Consider the following 20,140-nt stretch of genomic DNA (forward strand, 5'->3'; position numbering starts at 1 on the left):
ATGCTATGTTTTACAATCGCGCTTCAAGTTTTCTGATTCTCCTAGAGCTGGCTATTTTTCGACCATTCACCCATACGCTTAAACCTTTACCTTGATGATATTTTTCTCCGGTTTTATCCCAAATGATGGTCAACGTTTTACCATGATATAAAATATTATCAAGACAAAACCAATCCCATTTATGCTCAGGTATCAGCGGATTGATTTCAACGATATTATCAGCTCGCGGACGCAAGCCCATTAACCCTGTAATCACTAAATCATTAAATGTAGAATGATTATAATAACGACCTCGGGCATCATGGGTAAGCCACATTCCCGTTTTTTCGTCCATGTATTCTCCTATATAGGGTTTTCCGTTACGATATTGTGAACGGGCGTATTTTTTCAATTGAGTAAAATAGTCATTCTTTGTTACAGGTACATTTTTATAATTATTTAGAAGATTGGCCATTGCCGTCAATGTTTGAGCTGTCGCAAAAGGCCATATTGCTCCATCCCATTCGCACTTACAACATCCATGACTACGAAATTGCGGATGACTTCTGTCTGCTGTGGTAATACCCATAGGCGCATTAAAATGATGTGTATCCATCAGCTTTCTCCAAGCAATGTTATAGCGCCTATCCGGCAAGTTAAAATACCAAGGGGTAAACCCAATAGCTTCCATTACATTAGCTAAAGTGTCTCCGTGCTCCTTACGTACTTCAAAAAAACCTGAGTGAGGATTCCACAGCTTTTGCTGCAAAAGCGTCTTAATGCTATCAGCTTTCTTCTGATACAAATCAGCTGTTGAAGTTGCTCCCAGAAGTACAGCCATCTTCGAAATAGCAACAGCATTCCCATACATATAACTATTGATAGAAGGGCGCAGGTTCTTCTCTCTTCGTCCTCCACTAATGCTTTCTTCCATGGCATCGCGAACATCATATTGCCAAAACAATCCATTAGGTAGTTTTCGATCCAATTCCCACCCGGCATAATCTGCGATCCAATCTTGGAAATATTCTTTTAAAAAGGCAGTATCTCTATTAACGAGGTAACGATTATATACAGCATCCATATTCCAACTGCTGTAAGCTCTCAATCGTTTTAAAGGTTTCCCATCATCACCGCGATACCATATACGAAGATAATCATCCAAGTACTGCTGATTATGAAGCCAACGAGCCTCATAAATATGGTGCCCCAAAGCACTGCTAATGAGATTATACTTATCTGCATAGGAACGTTGTACTAAAAATTCGGTAAAAACAAATCCCTGCTCTGTTGCTTTAATATGCTTACGCAATGTCCACCAACGGAAATAAAATATTTCTTCAAATTCTTTTTGAGGACAGTTGAATAACGGTATATTTTGTTGCATCCATTGCCAAGAAGCTTTATTAGGTATAGCTTGTACAATAGGCTCATCCTCCATAGCATTGAAATAATCTATATAATGTTTGTAATCTTCATGCTTTAATATATAGGGTCGAGATATTTGCGCTTGTGAAATGAAAGTTGCAAACAATATAACAAGTGCTATGAGGGATCTAAAAATCATCATAATCTATAATTTCTCCGCTTTAAAATAAGATATACGGTATACTGCATTTTTATCTTTCTCCCCAGCATTCGGCATATCATACATTTGATCGGTGGGAGTATCTGCATCGGGGAATCTTCTTACGCCACCGGTTCTGAAGGTCACATGATGTACCTTATGTATAGGGGCAAACAATACATTACGTACCGGTTTCCCATTGTTAATGGTAACAGTATACATGCGAGTGGCAGTGTTAAGCTCAATAATGAAATTATACTGCTGTCCGGCTTCATATTTGCTTAAGGTACGATTGCGATAACCCGCCTTTGTAATAATATTTCCCGTAGCATCAAGACTAATGCGAATGCAAGGTGTATTTTTAGCATCCTGTATTTCGATATCCAGTTGGCCATTTAAATGCTGTTGAGGGGTAATATCGAATGCTATTCTTATGTTTTCTGACATAGGTACCATCCGCTCTGCCTTGGCGTAGTCAAAAGGATCATAATCCTGCAATGTGAGCCACTTGCGGCCTTTTATTTTAGAAATCGAAACAGGTGCCCATATGGGACTATAAATATTCCATAATAGCAATTCTTCTTGATCAGATAGTTCATTAAATTCCTCATACACATTTTCTTCAACATAGCTTTTTACCGGCGTGGGGATCTTGGCTACCCAAATATCTTCCTTATTCATACTATAAGTTACCCACACATTTCCATCAGGAGGAGCTCCATTCATCTCTTGAATACCACGAACATATTGAGGCCCGTAGGACTTATAGTTACCACCATAACGCATGCGTGTGATTTCTCCGTTTACCAGTAAAAGATTTTTAAAATTTAACCCGTCATCACTTACTGATAAGGCTAACGGCCACCTAAACTCCGAAGGATTATAAATTGTAATATATTTTCCATCTCCTGTTTTTTGCCCCCATATTTTTGCATTAGCATTTACAAAACCGGGCGCACGCAAAGGCATGTACTGCCAACTTTTGCCTTCATCGACAGAAATACTTGTCAGAGCATTTTTCCAAAAACCAACGACCCTTCCATCCTTCAAATAATAATAACTGAAAGCTTTATACTCGCGTTTTAACGGAATCAAAGGATCATTACGATCCGCTTCCTCAACCCACTGCTGCATCTGTAGAGGCTGCGATAACAATTCATCGCATGCTGCTATAAAGGATTTGTCCTTTGACTTTTTATAAAAAGGGAATTTTGTATTTTTTTCATTGAATCCATGATTATACCGAATAAAATAAACCGGCCCGAAACTTCCATCGGGTCTAATTTCCCTGACTACCCGCCCAATACCGTTACCGTCATTGGGGTCATCTTTACTATATAAAGCAATCCCATAATACCCCAGTGCCAATAATTTATTATTCTTAGCCACATAAAATCCCATCCGCTGATGCATCACTGCATATGCATTTTGAGCCACAACGGTATCATGATCCTTCTTATAGCCATCAGGAATTTGATAAGTAGGGAAAAGCGTTACAGGAGCACTCCAATTATAACCATCTTTCGAAGTAACTAAATAGGTAGCTCCAGGTGCTATATGCTCTCCAACAGGATTACTCAGAAAATGTAAATAAAATGTATCGTTCCAATAGCATATCATTGGCTGATGGTTATAAGTCCAGTTCATCCCACCTGCCCAGCTCGGATGCTCCCGATTCGCACGAAATACCTGAATATTATGTACTCCCACCGCAGGCGTTAGTTGCCCATGGTGATAATCCACATTGGACAAGGTACTACCTGTATATCGTGCAGTATCAAACTGCGCCGAACAAGTAAATACTAATACAATCAAACATAATGTCAGACACCACTTCATCACTTATCTTCAGTTTTTAGTTTTTTCAATAGCTGCTTTACGATCTTACGCTTTACAGGTACTATTGTACCATGCTTATGACCTTTAGGAATAGTTATACGATCATTAATATCTGTAAAATGAACAAAGTCCTTTGTTGCAACTGCTTCGTACGTTTTTTTACGGTAAGCATCAAAATATATCAGCCATTGGTCCTTAACCTTTACTACAGATGGGCCTTCGGTAAAGCTTTCGGTAAACGGAGCTGAAATATTTTTCCAAGGTCCTGTAGGCTTATCGCTGAATGCTACTTTAAGATTACGTTCGGGACGGGTGTTATCTTTTAATACAAGAACATAGTCATTTACTGCTTTTTTCACAATCACCGCATCAATTACACTAAACTTAGGATCCAAAAATAGCTTCGTAGGACTAAAATATTCGAAGTCCTTTGTTTCCACTATATACATACGGTGATTATTACTATCCTCCTCTACCCCACGTTCAAATCGGCCAGGGATAGTACTCGCCCAAATAATTTTATAATTTTTAGCATCCTCATCGTAAAATAATTCCGGAGCCCACACATTCACAGTTGAAGGCTCGTGCTCCATTACCGGAATCATCTTTTGTTTAGTCCAATTAATAAGATTTTTAGAGCTTGAATATCCAAAACCTTTATCACCCCGCCAGCTAGTCGTCCACACCAGATGGAAAGTACCGTCTGGCCCCTGTACCATCGAAGGATCGCGCATAACCCGTTGATTCCCTATTTCTGGAGCCAGAAACACATGATTAAAATCTTTCCACTTATAACCGTCATAGCTATACAACATACGCAAGCCAGCATCTGCCGGTTCATGAAATGATGTAAACAAATAAGCTTTATGAGAGCAGGATACCAGAACTGCAGCTAAAACTAATATTAGAATCGTTTTCTTCAAGGCAATACCATTTTAGTGACAGATTATTTTTTCAAGATAAGCACCCAATCATTACCGTTTTCAGGATTTCCTGGCGGATCAAAAGCTATTATTTCTGCTCTGGGGAAAGTTGCAACATTTGTCTGCGTGCCATCCTTAGGACTATACCAGAGTGCTTTGGAAGGAACAAAACCCAATTTGGTAATATTCACTTTAAAGTTTCTGCCTGTATACGTATACACGAGGGCGTAGTTCTTCCCTTTTGTTGCCAAAATATAATCATATCTTGTATGATCATTATCGACGATAATTTCCTGGGCAGGCTTCCTATCAAAGTAATCATATGACAACATCAAGGATTTAAGATAACGCATTTGCAACGCGCCAGGAGCCGTGATAGTCTCCTTCCAACTACCTGTCACGCCAAAATTGGTTCCTGCATCACCTGGCTGATGAAATTGCATTATCGCGTTCTCGCCATAAGTAAAGCCTGCACCGCCAGCAAAAACACTCCAGTATGCATATCTTCTCACTTCATGTGCCGACCATCGAGGTTGCGTGGAATCGTGTAGGCCGTATGGAATGTTCTCATACGATGGCTCCCCATCCAGAATTGGCTTAGCAGGTTGTAATTGATAGCCATCTACCACATATCTCCAGTTGTCTTCACCGTAACGATGTTTCTCGCGACTACTGGTATCTTGCGCATAGGTTCGATGTCCACTCTGAAACATGTTAAAGTCTAACCATTGCTCATGATGAAACCAGTCGGCCGAAGAATAGCGTCCTCTGGGATGATAAGTCATCAAATGTTCCGGATCATAGCGCTTGATGGTGGATCCGATAACCTGCCACACGTCGGTCTTTATAGAACCTTCAATATCTCCGCCGTTCAACCAAATAATATTGGCATATTTTTTATAACGATTAGCTAAAAACATTGCATATTGCTCAGCTTTGTCTGCAGTAACACTTTCGTCTTTGGCCGCCGATCCCCAAATAGGTACCAACGCTATATATATTCCTCTTTTCGCAGCTTCCTCAATGATAAAATCCACATGATCCCAATAATCATACGCTTCTTTATCATTCACATCATTACCCGGAGTAACTATGGGTTTACTGATATCACCATCTTTTAAAGCGCTATGTCCGTAAACATTCTTAGCCGACAATGTATGTAACACCATTACCTGTATTACATTAAAGCCTTGCTCCTTTCTGGTATCCAAATAATAAAGTGACTCTTCTCTACTACATTTAGTAAAAAACAGCCAGCCTGTATCGCCCAACCAGAAAAAAGGCTTTCCATCGGCAGTTTGAAAAAAACGTTTATTAGCGGAGATTTTCAGTTTAGACATCTGTTGTCCGCAAACCCGATCAGATACGAAAAGAGCAATAGAGAGCAGGAGCATACAGCAAAATCTTTTAAAAGCAAGCACAAAACCAGAACATGGTATTCCACAAAGCATCATAAAATCATTTTTATAATTAAACATGCCGAAGAACAATCGTTGCACCATCTATGACAATCAACTACCGAATAATGCACTTAAAATTAGCACGCATGGCCGATAGCATCAACTTAAAATAATTTTTTCCATCAATATGAAAATTTATTCCATCATTGTAATATCTATGCCAACCTTCTGCTAAGAGATTAAAAAATGATGCGATTCCCATATTCCGAGAATCGCATCATTCGATATTATCGTAACTAGTATCCTGTATTTTGTCCGAACTCGTCTGCGTTCAGTATAGCATCGAGGAACATCTGAGGAATTGGTCGCAACACATGGAAGGGTTGTATGAGTGGAATATCCTTATTATAAGCTTTTACATAATCATACAATTTTCCTGTTCTCTTTAAATCAAACCATCTCAAATGCTCGCCGCAGAGTTCTCTTGCTTTTTCTTCTAGCAGGAAATCTAAGTTCAGTTGCGCTTCAGTAATCATCATATCATTTTCCTTACCGGGTAATGCCGCTCTACGCCTAATTACGTTTATCAGTTCAACTGCCTTAGCTTTAGATCCACCCGTCATCATCAATTCAGATTCGGCGGCAATAAAGTACATTTCTGCCAAGCGCATTGTAATTACATCTTTAGTGCCGAAATTAGAATTAGGGGCTGGCAGGTTAGGATCATTAAACTTTGTTAAAGCAGGAAAGCAAATATTAAATCTTGGATTGGTGGACACTTGATCGCCATCATAGGTATCATCAATATCCACTACAGCGTAAGGCTTATTTCTTTTATCCGCAATTTTTTTCTTTGTATACAAAAGAGCTAAATCTCCAGCATTAAGCGTTGTTCCAACCATGCTAGATGGTTTTTCAAACGCAGCGAGATCATCTGCGGTCCATGAATAGCTGGGACGATTTAAATAATACTCCTCTCTAAACCACGCCTTATATCTTCCATCAATATCTTCGTTGTATAACTCCAATAAATGACGTGTAGGCATGAGGCACATGCTGCCCGAACGAGCATTATTATCATTTCCATAAAATAAGTCTTGCACCATTCCAGCTCGGTCAGAGTATTTAGCCTTATACCACATATGTAACCTATTGGGATTGTTGGGCTGAGGATTCAATGAAGATACAGTAGAGTGTGTTACTACAAACATTGCTTCCGTATTGGTCTTATTATTTTGAGGAGCGAATACTGCATCTGGGGTGCTGTACAAAGAAACTTTTAATGCAGCCTGATTATTTATTACGTACATAGCCGCATCACGCGCCATCTGATAATATTGGTCTTTTTCTGCCTGATTGGTAGCATAGGCAACTCTAGTTAATGCTAAACGTGCTTTTAAACCATAAGCAGCCTTCAAAGTAGCCCGCCCAATATCTGTAGCCGGATAAGGATCTACAGGAAGATTAGCAATTGCTTCATCACAATCTTGTAACATTAAATCATAAAAGGCAGTAATGGGGCTTCTATAAGCTGTTAATACAGCAGTCTTCGTTTCTTGTGTTCTCAGATCCACACCTCCAAAAAATTCCACAATATGCCAGTAAGTATAGGCTCTCAAAAAATGCAACTCGCCTTTGCGGGAACGCTTCTCATCTGGCGACTTGTAAGGTACACCATCAATACGCTCAATGCCAGCATTGCAGTAGTTGATAATTTCATATAAACGATTCCAGGTATTTCTAATCTGGCCTGTACTGGCTGTAAGTTCTTCATATTTGGTCATCTGCCTTCCATATCCACTATTGGCGATATTAATCCAGATGTCGGTACCACCTTCTGTCAACATTACTATATCCTCTCTTCCGTAAAACTGACCACCATAGTTAACATACGCAGAATTCACCAATGCATTCATACCTTCTTCAACAGCAAAAACTACATCTGCAGTTGTACCGCCAGGATTATATTCCTTAAGGCTACAGGAGAAGAGTAAAGTCATGCCACATACTAATGTGGATTTCACTCTTATCAAGTTTATAATATTTTTCATACTCATATTTTTAATGTTTTTATAGCCATGTGAAATAGCACTAACTCTTCTGGTTGAACATATTTTCTTACTCTATTTCACAGTACATTATTATTAGAATTAAGTATCACGCATTTGCTATTTTATAATTTCATCTTTAGAAGCTGAAGTTTAATCCGAAGACAAACTGACGCTGTAAAGGCGACTTAGCCGATCCTCCTCTTTCCGGATCGTAATCCTTCACTAAATGGCTTCTGGCGATGGTATAAAGGTTATTAGCCGAAGCATATACTCTTAGATCAGACATTCCCCACTTATTTAATAATGCACGTGGGAAGCTGTACCCTAAGGATACTGTTTTCAATTTCACATAAGAAGCATCTACATAATTCAATGCCTGATAACCTCTGTAGTTATAGAAGTTGGTGAGGTCTGGTCTTGGGAAATCATTTGATGGATTTTCCGGTGTCCAGTAGTTTAAATAAGCCGGATGATTACCTCTTCCTTGTGGATCATATGAAGCTGTAAAATCATACGCCATCATATGGCCCCAGCGGCTGATAATGTAAACGGTAAGGTCAAAGTTTTTATATTTAAATGTATTGTTCAAACCGCCGGTCCATTTGGGAGACGTAGTACCGATGTATTGCACATCGTTTACCTCATCGATAATATAATCACCATTCAAATCTGCTAATTTTATATCACCTGGCTTAAAAGGTTGCGTTTTGGCTGCATCTTTAAAATATTTAGCAGCCTCTTCCGCCTCATCCAATTGCCATATACCTAAGCGCTTAAATGTATAGAAAGAATTAAGTGGTCTACCAATGAGCAGCGACTCTGTCTCCCGAGTTACAGCTCCAATGATATCTCTACCGTCAATCAGATTCACAATCTTTTCCTTATTCATTGCAAAGGTTAGATTGGTGGTCCAGGTGAAGTTTTTATTCTTAATGTTTACACTATTCAAGCTAAGCTCCAAACCACGGTTATTAGTAGCACCTATATTCTGGTAAATTTTAAATGGTGTATTATTACCACTTCCTAATGATGTAGGCAATGTACGGGGCAGCAAAATATCGGTGGTCTTTGTATTATAAAAATCTAAGCTACCATACAATCTGTTATCAAAAAAGCCAAAATCAAGACCGATGTTAGTAGATGCTGATTTTTCCCAACCTAGATCCACATTTCCTAAAAACTCACTATATACATAATAGGTATATCCCCTGTCCTGGAATGCTGAATTGCTCAATGCATTCAGATATGATTGCGTACCGTATTCGCTAATACCAGAATTACCGGTCATACCCCAGCTGATGCGCAATTTTAATTCGTTAAGATTCTTGGAGGCACTAAACCAACCTTCGTCAATGATACGCCAAGCAAAAGCCGCAGAAGGGAATGCTGCCCATTTATGACCTTCGGCCAATCTGGATGCTCCATCCCATCTATTAGATAAGGTAAGCAAGTATTTACCCAGATAGCTGTAATTTAATCTAGCAGCATATGAGAAGGTCTGGCTTTGTACATACCCGGAGCGAATTACATAAGAGCTTTTTGCGTTTGCAGATAGGTTGTGCCAAAGTTGACTGGGAATTAATTGTCCAGAACCCTCGCTGTATGAGCTTCTGAATTTAGACTGTGTCCAAGATGTCAGTGCAGTAAGTGTGAAAGCATGATCATTAATACTCTTGCTATAATTAACAATATTATCCCATGTAATAAATGATTTTTCAGTAGCAGCAATCGACGCTAGTGCATCATTGTATAATCCTGCTCGGTTTATGGAATTTTGGCTTTCAAAATCCATATTTCTTCTGAAATTAAGATTGGCGCCGAAATTGGATCTGAAAGACAAGCCAGGAAGCGGTTTAATTTCGGCATAGCCGTTGGTCCAAATGTTTGTAGTCAACCGCTGATGCTTAGCAACATATTCATCTGCCTCATCAGCTAATGGACTTACCTTTCCTGATGTACCCAGAGGCCAAAGCACCACTTGACCGTTCTCATCGTATACTTGGCCTAAAGGCTCATTGGTAGCCGCACGCCACAACACGTTATCCGCTCTTGTGAAACCATTATAATGTGTAAGATTTAAGGAGACTCCGGTCTTGAAAACATTCGAAAAGCTATGATCCACTGTAGTTCTTACATTATACTTGTTAAGAATATCATCCTTTAAAGAACCTTTTTCTCTGTAATAACCGGCAGATAAAAGACCTGTGGTTTTATTAGTTCCACCCGATACTGTAATTTGATGATTTTGTACAGTGCCAGTATGTAGCACTTCTTTTACCCAATCCACCCATTGATTATTCTGAATCGCCGCCCATTCGCTGGGTGTAAACAGCGTTTGATCATCCTCGGGTGAAGACCATTGTCCTGCAGTTTTGGCTGCTTCTCTTCTCAACTGAATATAGTCCTCGCCCATTCGCATTTTGGGATATTGAGCCCATCCGTTCAAACCCGTGTATCCGTTATAAGAAATTTTTGTTTTTCCGGCTTTTCCTCTTTTGGTAGTAATGATAATTACGCCATTTGCCCCCTGCGAACCGTATATAGCTGTGGAAGAAGCATCCTTCATTACTTCAATAGATTCAATTTCTTGAGGTGGAATATCCGATACGCTACCCCCCTGAATACCGTCAATAATTACCAAAGGATTATTAGCAATTAAATTACCATACTCATCTCTTGCCGTAGATAAAGATCTTTTTCCTCTGATGTTCATAGTTACACCGGATGTAGCACTACCAGAGTTACGGGTAATATCCAACCCTGGCACCTGTCCCTGTATAGCTTCCATAGCATTATGTGCAGGAGAGCGAACAATGTCGTCTGCTTTTACCGACGATACGGCTCCTGTAAGATCTCTTTTACGCACACTACCATATCCAATTACTACTACTTCATCCAATCGCTGATCTGCAGCAATTAATATAATTTCAAGCTCGTCTTGTGCGTCCACTACAACCGTTTGCTCAACATATCCCACACGTGAAAAGATGAGCGTATCGCCTACATTGGCGTTAATGGAAAACTGTCCGGACTCATCCGTTATAGTTCCTACCTGCTCTCCACGCACAGTCACCGATACACGGGATAGCGGCTGTCCGTTCTGATCACGCACCACGCCTTTGATCAGCTTGAAGGGATTACTAACATAATCGGCATTTAAGGAAAGTACCACCCGATGGTCATTAATAATATTCCAGGTTATACCGGTGCCATCAAATACTTTGCTCAAAATAGCATTCAACGAGGCGTTCTGAGCAGAGATGTATACTTTCTTGGATAAAGGGAGCAGATTATTGCTGTAATAAAACGAATAAGGCGATTGTTTCTCAATCTGAGTGAACAGATTGGCTAAAGTCGTCTCCTGTGCCTTTAGATTTATTACATACTGTCCATAATTTTTGGCAGATACATGTACCGCCAAAAGCAGCATAATGCACATCAATTTCATAACAAGCAACGTTTTTCGGAAGTCATCACATCCCGAAGCAAGTAATTTTTGCATAATTTTGATTGGTTTTAATTTTAAAAATCGCATTAAACATTGTTTTAGTGCACCATCAAGAGGGGAATGTTGCCGCATTCTCCTCTATTTTTACAAGTATCCATCAATTTTCTTCATATGCTTTTTTTAAGTGAATGAATTATTTTATGATCAGCTCCTTCCCGTTCCATTCATAATTTATCGGATTGGACATATTTAGTATTTTCAAAATCTGCTCAAGATTGTCATTTTTAAAAGAACCTGTATATCTCTGTTCTGCTCTTTGGGAGGAAATAATCTTTACCGTTATACCGAAGGAGCGCTCCAGTTCTTTAGCAATTTTGTATAATGGTTCATCAAAAAATACCAATTTGTTATCCATCCAAGCTATTTCCGCTATTTCGGAGCTCTGCTGATTAATTTTGGAGATTAAAACTTTAAAATCCCCCTCTTTGCTACGCTTATACTTCGCTGGCGCATTCTCCTCCACAATAGACACTTTCTGAGAGGGTTCCAACTGTAGCTTATCCTTTGGTCTATTGTTTAGATACATTTCTATTTTCCCTTGCAACAAAGTAGCTTCCCAGATATCATTTTCATAATTTTTTATATTGAAACGCGTTCCTATCACTTTTATTGTGGCTTTGGATGTACGCACTATAAATGGTTTTATCGAATCCTGAGCTACATCAAAATAGGCTTCACCTACCAATGACACTTCTCGATTTTTTTTATTAAAATCAGCTCCATATTGGAGATAACTGTTTGTGTTTAAATATACCGTTGTCCCATCCGGAAGCGTTAGTTTTGACTTGGAAGAAGATTTTTTTTCAACATCACTCATCAAACCGATAGTCCCTACTAACTCATTCCCATTTAAGAGATAAAAAGTAGTGGCTGCGATTATCAATATCAATAAAACGGCAGCAACTCTCCATGATTTAAGATTCCATATACGGCGTTTTTGAGCGACGAGATCAGTTTCTTCAAGCCAGGTAGCTACAACTTTCGGATCATCCTCTGCATACATCATTTTTACAAATTGTGCAGCATATGCTTGATCCGTAAGATCCTTGCTCAAAGCATCATTTATCCTCGGATAATCTTGCAGGCTATCGTGCAATCGCTTGAAATCGGGTCGCAAAGCTAGTAAGCTTTCAAGCTCACGCAACTCGTCCAATGTTGCATTTTCCGATAGCTTTTTGGCAAGCAACTCATATATTCTTTCTTGCTTACTACTCTCCATAGAACAGCATCTACTTATTAAGACAAGAATTTTGATGCTTACCGTGAAAAGAATTATTTTTTATTTATCTATGTTCTGATATTTATCCAAAGCATGCTTTATTTTCTTTAAAGCATGACGCATATGTGTTTCTATGGTATTCTGAGAAATTTGCATCACTTCGCTTACCTGATTATAGGTAAGGCCATATTCTTTAACGAGACGGAAAACAAGCTGACGTTTTGCGGGTAATTTGTTTATGGCACTTCGGATAATTTGATGCAATTCGGCATAGATATACTCCGATTCTGGCGAAGGGTACAGCTTAGCTGTTTCCTCAATAAAATTAGTACTCTTACTGTATTTGTGAGCAGCACTTTTCAGATAATTAATACAAGCGTTCTTAACAGATTTGAAAAGATACAACTTCAAATCCTTTACTAGGGTAAGCTTATCTCTAATGGCCCAAATCTTCAAGAAAACATCAGACACAATTTCCTCTGCAACCTCAGCATTTCCCAATAAATTATAAGCAAAGCGTCTTAGAAGCGGATAAAAGTGATAGAATAGTTTTTTATATGCCGCTTCATCAGATGTTTTGCTAATACTGTTTCGCAGATTTAATATGTATTGTTCGTTTAGCAAGATGAGTCGCTTATCACTCGCTATTTAAAATAATTTTAAATAAGGGCTTCCTATTATTTCTTTGACAACCACACGATCAAAGGTTTTTTAGGTATAATGACAGGATGAGTTCTACCTGCAGTTATCTGTTTAGGGGCCGATATCACCTTACCTGTATGTACATCTACAAATCTTAACGAGAAGCTTCCTTTAAAGGCAGATAAATCTAGGGCAAGTTCTTTTGCAGACTCTATATAAAGAATTATGTCGTTTTCACCTGCCAAAGCATATTTTCCATAAGCATCGGTAGGCTTCATATCAACAGCTGCTTTTAAGAAATTCTTGTCCGTCTCGCGTGGTAATGCGGGTAAAGAACCTCCGGCCATAAACACTGCCCATCCTAATTTATCATACCCATCAGCCGAAAACGTCACTACTTTATCAGGGAATTTGTCTTTATACTCCCGAACGGCTCGATAAGCCTGATCAAAATTTGCTGCTTTAGGCTTTAATAATCTCGCCCATTGACGGGGTGCTAGGCTTTTACCTCCTTCTGGAGCATACAAAGAACCATCTGGCTGATAGTGCCAGTATTTGATATCAATGACATCAATTAAAGAACGATATTTTAAATCATTCAATATTGCGTCTTGAACATCTTTGGTGGCACTTAATCCAATAATTTGTTTTTGTTGATTTCTTTTTTCCCAAGCTGCAATGACATTTAGCCAAAACTGAGTAAAATGTAGGGGGCCTGTATATTCTTCACTCAGCAGTTGTATTACCGCCTTATTGTTGCGGAAATTATCAAGACACTTCCATATGTATTGTTGATGCAGCTGTCGACGTACATAGTGTGTTGTGTCATAAAATTGTTCAGCATAAAAAATACGCTTATCACCAGCATAATTTACTGGTTCTACAAAGCCCGTATTATTAATGTTATTAGCAGTACGCCAAGGAAAGTCGGCATAGTGAGCTCCAGCTTCTATAATATTGTGTTGAAAGTAATGATGATGTATCAGTAACAAATCATTTTTTTCGGCTAAGGAAGCAAACTGCTGCATACGAGCCCAATACCATTCATTATATTTTGTCAAGTCGTATTTACTCAATCCATCCCAGGCTGTATCTCTACCACTCCTTGCAAAAGGCAACTCATAAAAAGGTGGCCATACATCTCCATTCATCCGTCTGATACGTTCGTGATCATCTCGTCTTCTATCATACCAAAGTCCATAATGCTGATTCAAGGCCACCACATTGTTCGCTTTCATCGAGTCAATCACTGCATTTAAATCATCTGTAAGTCCAGGTCCTACCCTTCCTGGCACAAAGCGTGTAATAGCAGGTTTTCTACGAGCCTGTTCTAATGCTTTCCCTTCAATACCGCCAGACCACCAAGGGATATTCTGAACTTTGCCCGTTAAAATATTCCCAGATTTTTGGCTTACCAACCAACCATTTTTGACAATAACGCCAGCTCCCGCAATGCTATTATTTTCTGTTTTTCTTTGAGGCGATATGATAATAGCATTTTTATGCTCAGTGTTAATAGGATTGCGTTGGGAGGCCGTTGCAATCCAGTCTAGTAGTCGCACCCTCGGTTGTGAAGCCGCCTCTGTGAGCTGTGAAGCCGCCTCTACGGTTGGACTAGTGGATGCCTCTGTACTAATGTGTAATATTGCAGCCTGTCTACTCACATCTTTATTAAGACGCTGTGCCAACTGAGCATAAAAAAAACTTCTAGGTTTTAAATGATTATTAGATTCGGTCCAAAAACCCTTTCCTGCGAATTCGCTCCATGATCCATATGACCAGTTTTGAGCCGTAGGTGGACGATCGCATTCAATCAATGATGCACTGCAATTCCATAAAAAACAATTGGCAGCACTCCATCCGGCCCCATGTCCATCTTGACCTCTATTACCAAATCGTATTGCATTGCCATCAATTTCAACAATATCAAATAAAACACCAGATGCCCATCTACCAATTGTACCGCTAAAACTATATGGCCTTTCAGCAACACATTGCACAAAAGCGTTTGGCCCAGCAGCAGTATAGCCTACACTAAAATCATGATAACCGTTGGCTGAGTAACATCGTTGAAATAATGTTTGCTGCCCGCGTGTAAAAAAAGTATTGCGTCGTTGTCCACCAATTTCTGATATTGGCTCTATAGCAATACAATCCTCAATCGTCACTCTTCGCACGGTTTCATTAATATACACCGCAGATCCTGCAAAATGCTTAAATGTAACCTGCCTTACCCATGCATCTTCAACATTATCTAGAGTTATCGCCATCCATCGATGATTCTCATCTTTCGGATTCGCTTTATCGAAATCTGATAGCAGCAATAAATTTTCTATACCAATATTCTGGATTCGTCCGGGCCATGCATATTTTGTTAGTAATCCACCGCCATATTTTTTATCCAGTGAAGTAGTGAGAGGAACATCAATTGTAACTTTATTTTCCTCAAGTGCCACAATTTTCCGATCGAAACGAATATCTACATCTCCGGGTTTCCAACCTAAGGTAGAAATGCCTCCTCCAAAACTCTCGGTACCCAATTCATCAATCCACTCCTTTACCGAAGGCCGCTTAATAAATACCTGATCACCTACTTTAAAATCCGAAGCGTTATTCACCAAAAAAGAAGTAGCGCCCACTGGAACATACTCATCTATTATCGTCGTTTGATTTTGGATACTAATATCCTCTTTGCCAAACACTCTAATTAACCCATCTCTGTCAATTCCTTTTCCCAAAAGACTAGTTTGCCCCTGGCCTCTGAGGACAATTCCAGATTGATGAATATGTAACTGTCCCATCACTTCATATACACCATTGGATAACAGCACTGCTCCTCGAAAACCATTCTGATCTAGAGGAAGACTAGCCACTTTATCAATAGCAGCCTGAATGGTTGCTGTAGCATCTCCTTGTACCAAAGGTACCAGCACCTTTACTGGAACCATCGGAATTTCCTGTTCGGAAGCTTTATATCCACAATAAGAATAATCAGGTACTCTGTCTCCTGTAGTTGGATCGGGGTTATAAACTAATTTTCCTTCAACAATTTCAACAGGCAAAAGAGGTTTAGGACTTTGAGCGGGCAGGCTATTAACAATCAGTAATAGAATAATTGCAGGCAGATAATAATAGTAGAACTTATTGTTATTCTGTCTGAGAATATATGCGTTAATCAGATTTGTAATATAGGCCATTAAACAACTCACGCAATCAATAAATCTGTGATTAATGATAAGAGCTAATATAATGAAAGAAAGTGAGGTCGATACGACCTCACTCATGAGTTACATCTTCTTTAAAGGAACTACAGTATTGATATCCACAAGGCTATTCAAATACTCTTCGATGTTAGTATATCCGGAACCAGATTTTGAATATTGAGAGGCATCGCTAGGATCATTCGGGTTAAGCCCCATCTTTTTCTCATACGCATCGGGCATCCCATCGTTGTCTGAGTCCTTATACGGAGTTCCCTTATATTCAGGATATCCACCCACTTGAGAAGGATCTGTAATAATCCCTATCTTGTAGGAATCGATAGGCAAACGGCGATGCTTAAACTGTGTCTCTGGCAACTTCACATTAGGGAGTGCTGTTGCCTTACCCTCTCTAACTTCCTTTACTATGCGTGCATCGACTGGATCACGTTTAGGTAAAGTAGCCCCAACATTATTGAGTACAAAATCCATTGCATCTTTAGCACTCACTATTGTAAGTTCAGGCATAATGAGTGGACTCTTTTGTCGCATATAAGCTTCATGCTCTCCTACGCCATCCAGATTTTCGACCTGCACACCTCCTGCCCAGTTATCAGCTGTTATATGCGGATATCCTTCCATTATGTTACCATCTACATACGCTCTACCATACACTTTGTAGGGCAACTTGCTACGCCCACTTTCTGGTTTTAGTATACGATGACCTACCGGAGAGTTTTTAGGTGTAGCAGGTCCAGGCTTAAAGTAGTTATTTATAATATTATATTGTGCCCGATAATCTCCCCCATCAATAGAACGGTGTACCCAGTTGTAGATAACATTATTCACGAAATTAAAAACACCGTTCCAGCCAATAGAAGGATTACGTCCCGTATTATTAGCCCAAAGATTACGCATAAAACTACAGTTTTCTCCGCCCAACGTAGAACCAAAAGAATGATTCCAAGTATCTAATGCCTCAGCAAAAATGGAATTCTGGATAGTCACATTTACAGTACCTAATTTTTCTTCCTGTTTTCCGGTACTATCATTGTACATGTGCCGGTATATACTCATATTTTCATCCAAGCCCCATGTGGCAGACACATGATCAATCATAATATTCCCCACAGGATTGCCACCAATAGCATCATCCCTGCGACCTACCCATGTTTCACCTCTCCGAAAACGCATATAACGGATAATGACATCATGTGTATTAATCCACACCGATTCGCCTGCAATACATACTCCATCACCAGGAGCTGACTGTCCGAAAATAGATATATAAGGAGCACGTATAATTACCGGTGTCTTCAATCGAATAATTCCAGAAACATTAAACACTACAATACGCGCACCTCCCTGTTCACACGCCCAACGAAAGCTTCCCGGCCCGTCGTCATTGAGGTTGGTCACCACTAACACTTTGCCTCCGCGGCCTCCCATGGTATATTTACCTCCACCTTCAGCACCCGGGAAAGCGGGTATTGACGCCTTTGGCAAATCATCCACTCTTGAAGCCCAGGGAACATAAGGACGCCCCTCTGTAGCTTCTTTTTTTACAATGGGATAAGCAATGGCCCACATGGAATCGGAATGACGCCTGGCCTCTTCCATAAGCCGATCTGCTTTCTCCTGATCTTCTTTAGAAACAGCCGGATACTGAGCTTTGCTTACATTACTCAAACCTAAACTTGCAATACCTAATACAATAAAATAACGCATCATAATTTTTAAAATTCAGTTTACACTTTATCAAGCATTCTCAGCGTTGGCTTATTCTATATGGACATAAAGAACTGTTATTGTCGATAATTAAAAGTTCCCGGCGCACCATTATAATCATTCCAACCAATAGTTTGCTCTAACCACGGATTTACCGATAAAGCATTAGCATTTAATCCGGAAATATAATAGTTCTGTCTAAAATTAATATAGAGAGGATTGTTAGAGGCATCTCTATCCATTGGTTGATCGGTTCCCTCAATTTTAATATAATTGTCAACAAAGTCTTTCAAATTGTTCAGCTGGGTTGCAAAATCAGGAGCATCCGGATCAACAAAAATTCCGGTACGTGCAGCCAATAATGGATCTCCGGCATCGGGTGCTACTGTTTTGTACTGCCATAATCTTCCTGTTCTTGCAGAACCATTTATGGGATTAATACCCAGCTTCTGGCAGGTGTTGTTTCCAGCAGCGGGGTCATCATTGTACAACATCCAGCGTTGTGCATCCCAAAACCTTTTACCTTCGTAAGCCAGCTCCACTCTGCGTTCATACAATACAGCCTCGATAGCCTGATATTTTGTGGTAAGCGTACCTATACCATAATTATTAGCCGCCGGAATTCCTACCCGCTGTCTAATTTTTCCTAAATAGACAATCGCATTATTAATATCACCCTTTGCTGCATAACATTCTGCAATATTCAGTAAAAGCTCTGCGTAGCGATATTCAAATATATCAGTACCGGAGTAAGCGAGACCCGCTGCGGTACTTGCCCCCTCGGGATTTGACATTTTGCGTACTACTGCCGGACTACTTACCTGATTTCCGTCGCTATAGGCTGTACGATTACCGCTATAAGCCCATCTATACAACCACACAACGTCATTAGGCGATTCTTTAGTTCCCCATTTCATGCCAGAGAACGCGAAGGTTCTATAAAAACGTGGATCTCTATTTAAAAAGAAATAAGTAGAATCATAACCATTTGCAGCAGTAGGGCGAGCGCCATTTGCCAACGGAAAGAGATCCAGCATTTCTTTCGGTGCAGAAATACCGCCTGCTCCGGTTTGCTTGGATACGCGAATAGAGCGTTCCCAACCGTTATTCTCCACTCCCGAAGAAGCGGTAGAACTGCTTAGTAAACGAACGATAATGGCTTCCTTGTTGAAAGCATTATCATTTTTATACCACATTTCCGACCATTCCTTTGCATTAGAGCCATACAGCCCATAGCCAGCAGAAGTTAATGCAGCCTCTGCAGCCAAACCTGCATCTAACGCCTTTTGCCAGCGTTCATTACCGGGATTATCCCAATCTGGATTAAATAAAGGGCTCGCAAAAGTGAGCAATACTCTACTTTTCATTGCAAGTGCTGCAGCAGAAGTAAAACGTCCGTAATCACTATCGGGCCATCTTGCAGGCAATAAGGCAGCTGCTGAATCAAAATCCGCAATGATTTGTGCTACCACTTCCGCTGGTTTAGCACGTGGCAATTTTATGGAAGGATCATCAGCCGATGCTGTTTGCACAGTAGTAACAATAGGCACACCTCCGTAGATGCGTAACAAATCAAAGTACTGCAAGCCCCTCAGGAAATACATTTGTCCTTTAGCTTTTGCCTTAAAGTCAGCTGAGAGATTTTGCCCGCGCTCCTCAATTTTTTGTAATAAAAAGTTTGCTGTACGAATACGTGTATAAGGAACATTGGTAGCATTTGCGCCCAGTGCGGAACCATAATACCCGTCTGCCTGATTAGCTTCTACTAATGTTTTCTGTGGATGAATATAATCCGTTACCGTACCTCCTATTTCTTCAGTCGACCTACTTCTGGTATCATTATATAACCCCACGACTGTAAGTATGGGAGATTTGTAACCTGAAAAATAATCATAGTACAGCTTGTTGATATACCATCCTGTCTGCACTTCGTTTTCAAATATTCTTTCATCATAGGTATCAAAACTCCTCATATCCTCCAAAAAATCCTGCTTACAACCTACTGCGGTAATAGCTGCAATGCATACGGTGGTAAAAAGTTTTATCTTTTTCATACTATATAGTAATGTAAAAATTATCAAATA

The 20,140-nt window shown here is 39.8% G+C and carries 11 protein-coding genes; all 11 read right to left on the bottom strand.

Annotation, left to right across the window (positions count from 1 at the left end):
• Positions 1-10 precede the first annotated feature (10 nt).
• A complete protein-coding gene (locus tag PIECOFPK_RS09930) occupies positions 11-1,549 on the bottom strand; it encodes an MGH1-like glycoside hydrolase domain-containing protein (RefSeq protein WP_330975335.1) in 1,539 nt (512 codons plus the stop codon).
• A 3-nt stretch (positions 1,550-1,552) separates the two neighbouring features.
• Complete coding sequence (locus tag PIECOFPK_RS09935) at positions 1,553-3,385, bottom strand: six-hairpin glycosidase (protein WP_409965764.1); 1,833 nt, start codon at positions 3,383-3,385, stop codon at positions 1,553-1,555.
• Positions 3,385-4,308, bottom strand: a complete 924-nt coding sequence (locus PIECOFPK_RS09940) for a glycoside hydrolase family 43 protein (RefSeq protein WP_330975337.1) — start codon at positions 4,306-4,308, stop codon at positions 3,385-3,387. Before PIECOFPK_RS09940 ends, PIECOFPK_RS09935 begins: the two co-directional genes overlap by 1 nt.
• 23 nt (positions 4,309-4,331) lie before the next feature.
• Complete coding sequence (locus tag PIECOFPK_RS09945) at positions 4,332-5,648, bottom strand: glycoside hydrolase family 140 protein (RefSeq protein ID WP_409965765.1); 1,317 nt, start codon at positions 5,646-5,648, stop codon at positions 4,332-4,334.
• A gap of 356 nt (positions 5,649-6,004) precedes the next feature.
• Positions 6,005-7,759 (bottom strand): RagB/SusD family nutrient uptake outer membrane protein, encoded by a 1,755-nt coding sequence (locus PIECOFPK_RS09950; protein ID WP_330975339.1) that lies wholly within the window; start codon positions 7,757-7,759, stop codon positions 6,005-6,007.
• 136 nt (positions 7,760-7,895) lie between these two features.
• Positions 7,896-11,261, bottom strand: a complete 3,366-nt coding sequence (locus tag PIECOFPK_RS09955) for a SusC/RagA family TonB-linked outer membrane protein (protein WP_330975340.1) — start codon at positions 11,259-11,261, stop codon at positions 7,896-7,898.
• A gap of 139 nt (positions 11,262-11,400) precedes the next feature.
• The gene (locus tag PIECOFPK_RS09960) at positions 11,401-12,486 is read right to left on the bottom strand and encodes a FecR family protein (protein ID WP_330975341.1); all 1,086 of its coding nucleotides are present in this window, start codon (positions 12,484-12,486) and stop codon (positions 11,401-11,403) included.
• A 60-nt stretch (positions 12,487-12,546) separates the two neighbouring features.
• The gene (locus tag PIECOFPK_RS09965; protein ID WP_330975342.1) at positions 12,547-13,110 is read right to left on the bottom strand and encodes an RNA polymerase sigma factor; all 564 of its coding nucleotides are present in this window, start codon (positions 13,108-13,110) and stop codon (positions 12,547-12,549) included.
• A 53-nt stretch (positions 13,111-13,163) separates the two neighbouring features.
• Positions 13,164-16,325: a DUF6298 domain-containing protein gene (locus PIECOFPK_RS09970; protein ID WP_409965766.1), complete on the bottom strand. Its 3,162-nt coding sequence runs from the start codon at positions 16,323-16,325 to the stop codon at positions 13,164-13,166.
• A 90-nt stretch (positions 16,326-16,415) separates the two neighbouring features.
• Complete coding sequence (locus PIECOFPK_RS09975) at positions 16,416-18,059, bottom strand: polysaccharide lyase (protein WP_330975344.1); 1,644 nt, start codon at positions 18,057-18,059, stop codon at positions 16,416-16,418.
• A 74-nt stretch (positions 18,060-18,133) separates the two neighbouring features.
• A complete protein-coding gene (locus PIECOFPK_RS09980) occupies positions 18,134-20,110 on the bottom strand; it encodes a RagB/SusD family nutrient uptake outer membrane protein (protein WP_409965767.1) in 1,977 nt (658 codons plus the stop codon).
• Positions 20,111-20,140 lie beyond the last annotated feature (30 nt).

The organism is Chitinophagaceae bacterium C216, from assembly GCA_028485475.2.
In the GTDB taxonomy this organism is placed as follows: Bacteria; Bacteroidota; Bacteroidia; order Chitinophagales; family Chitinophagaceae; genus Niabella; species Niabella composti.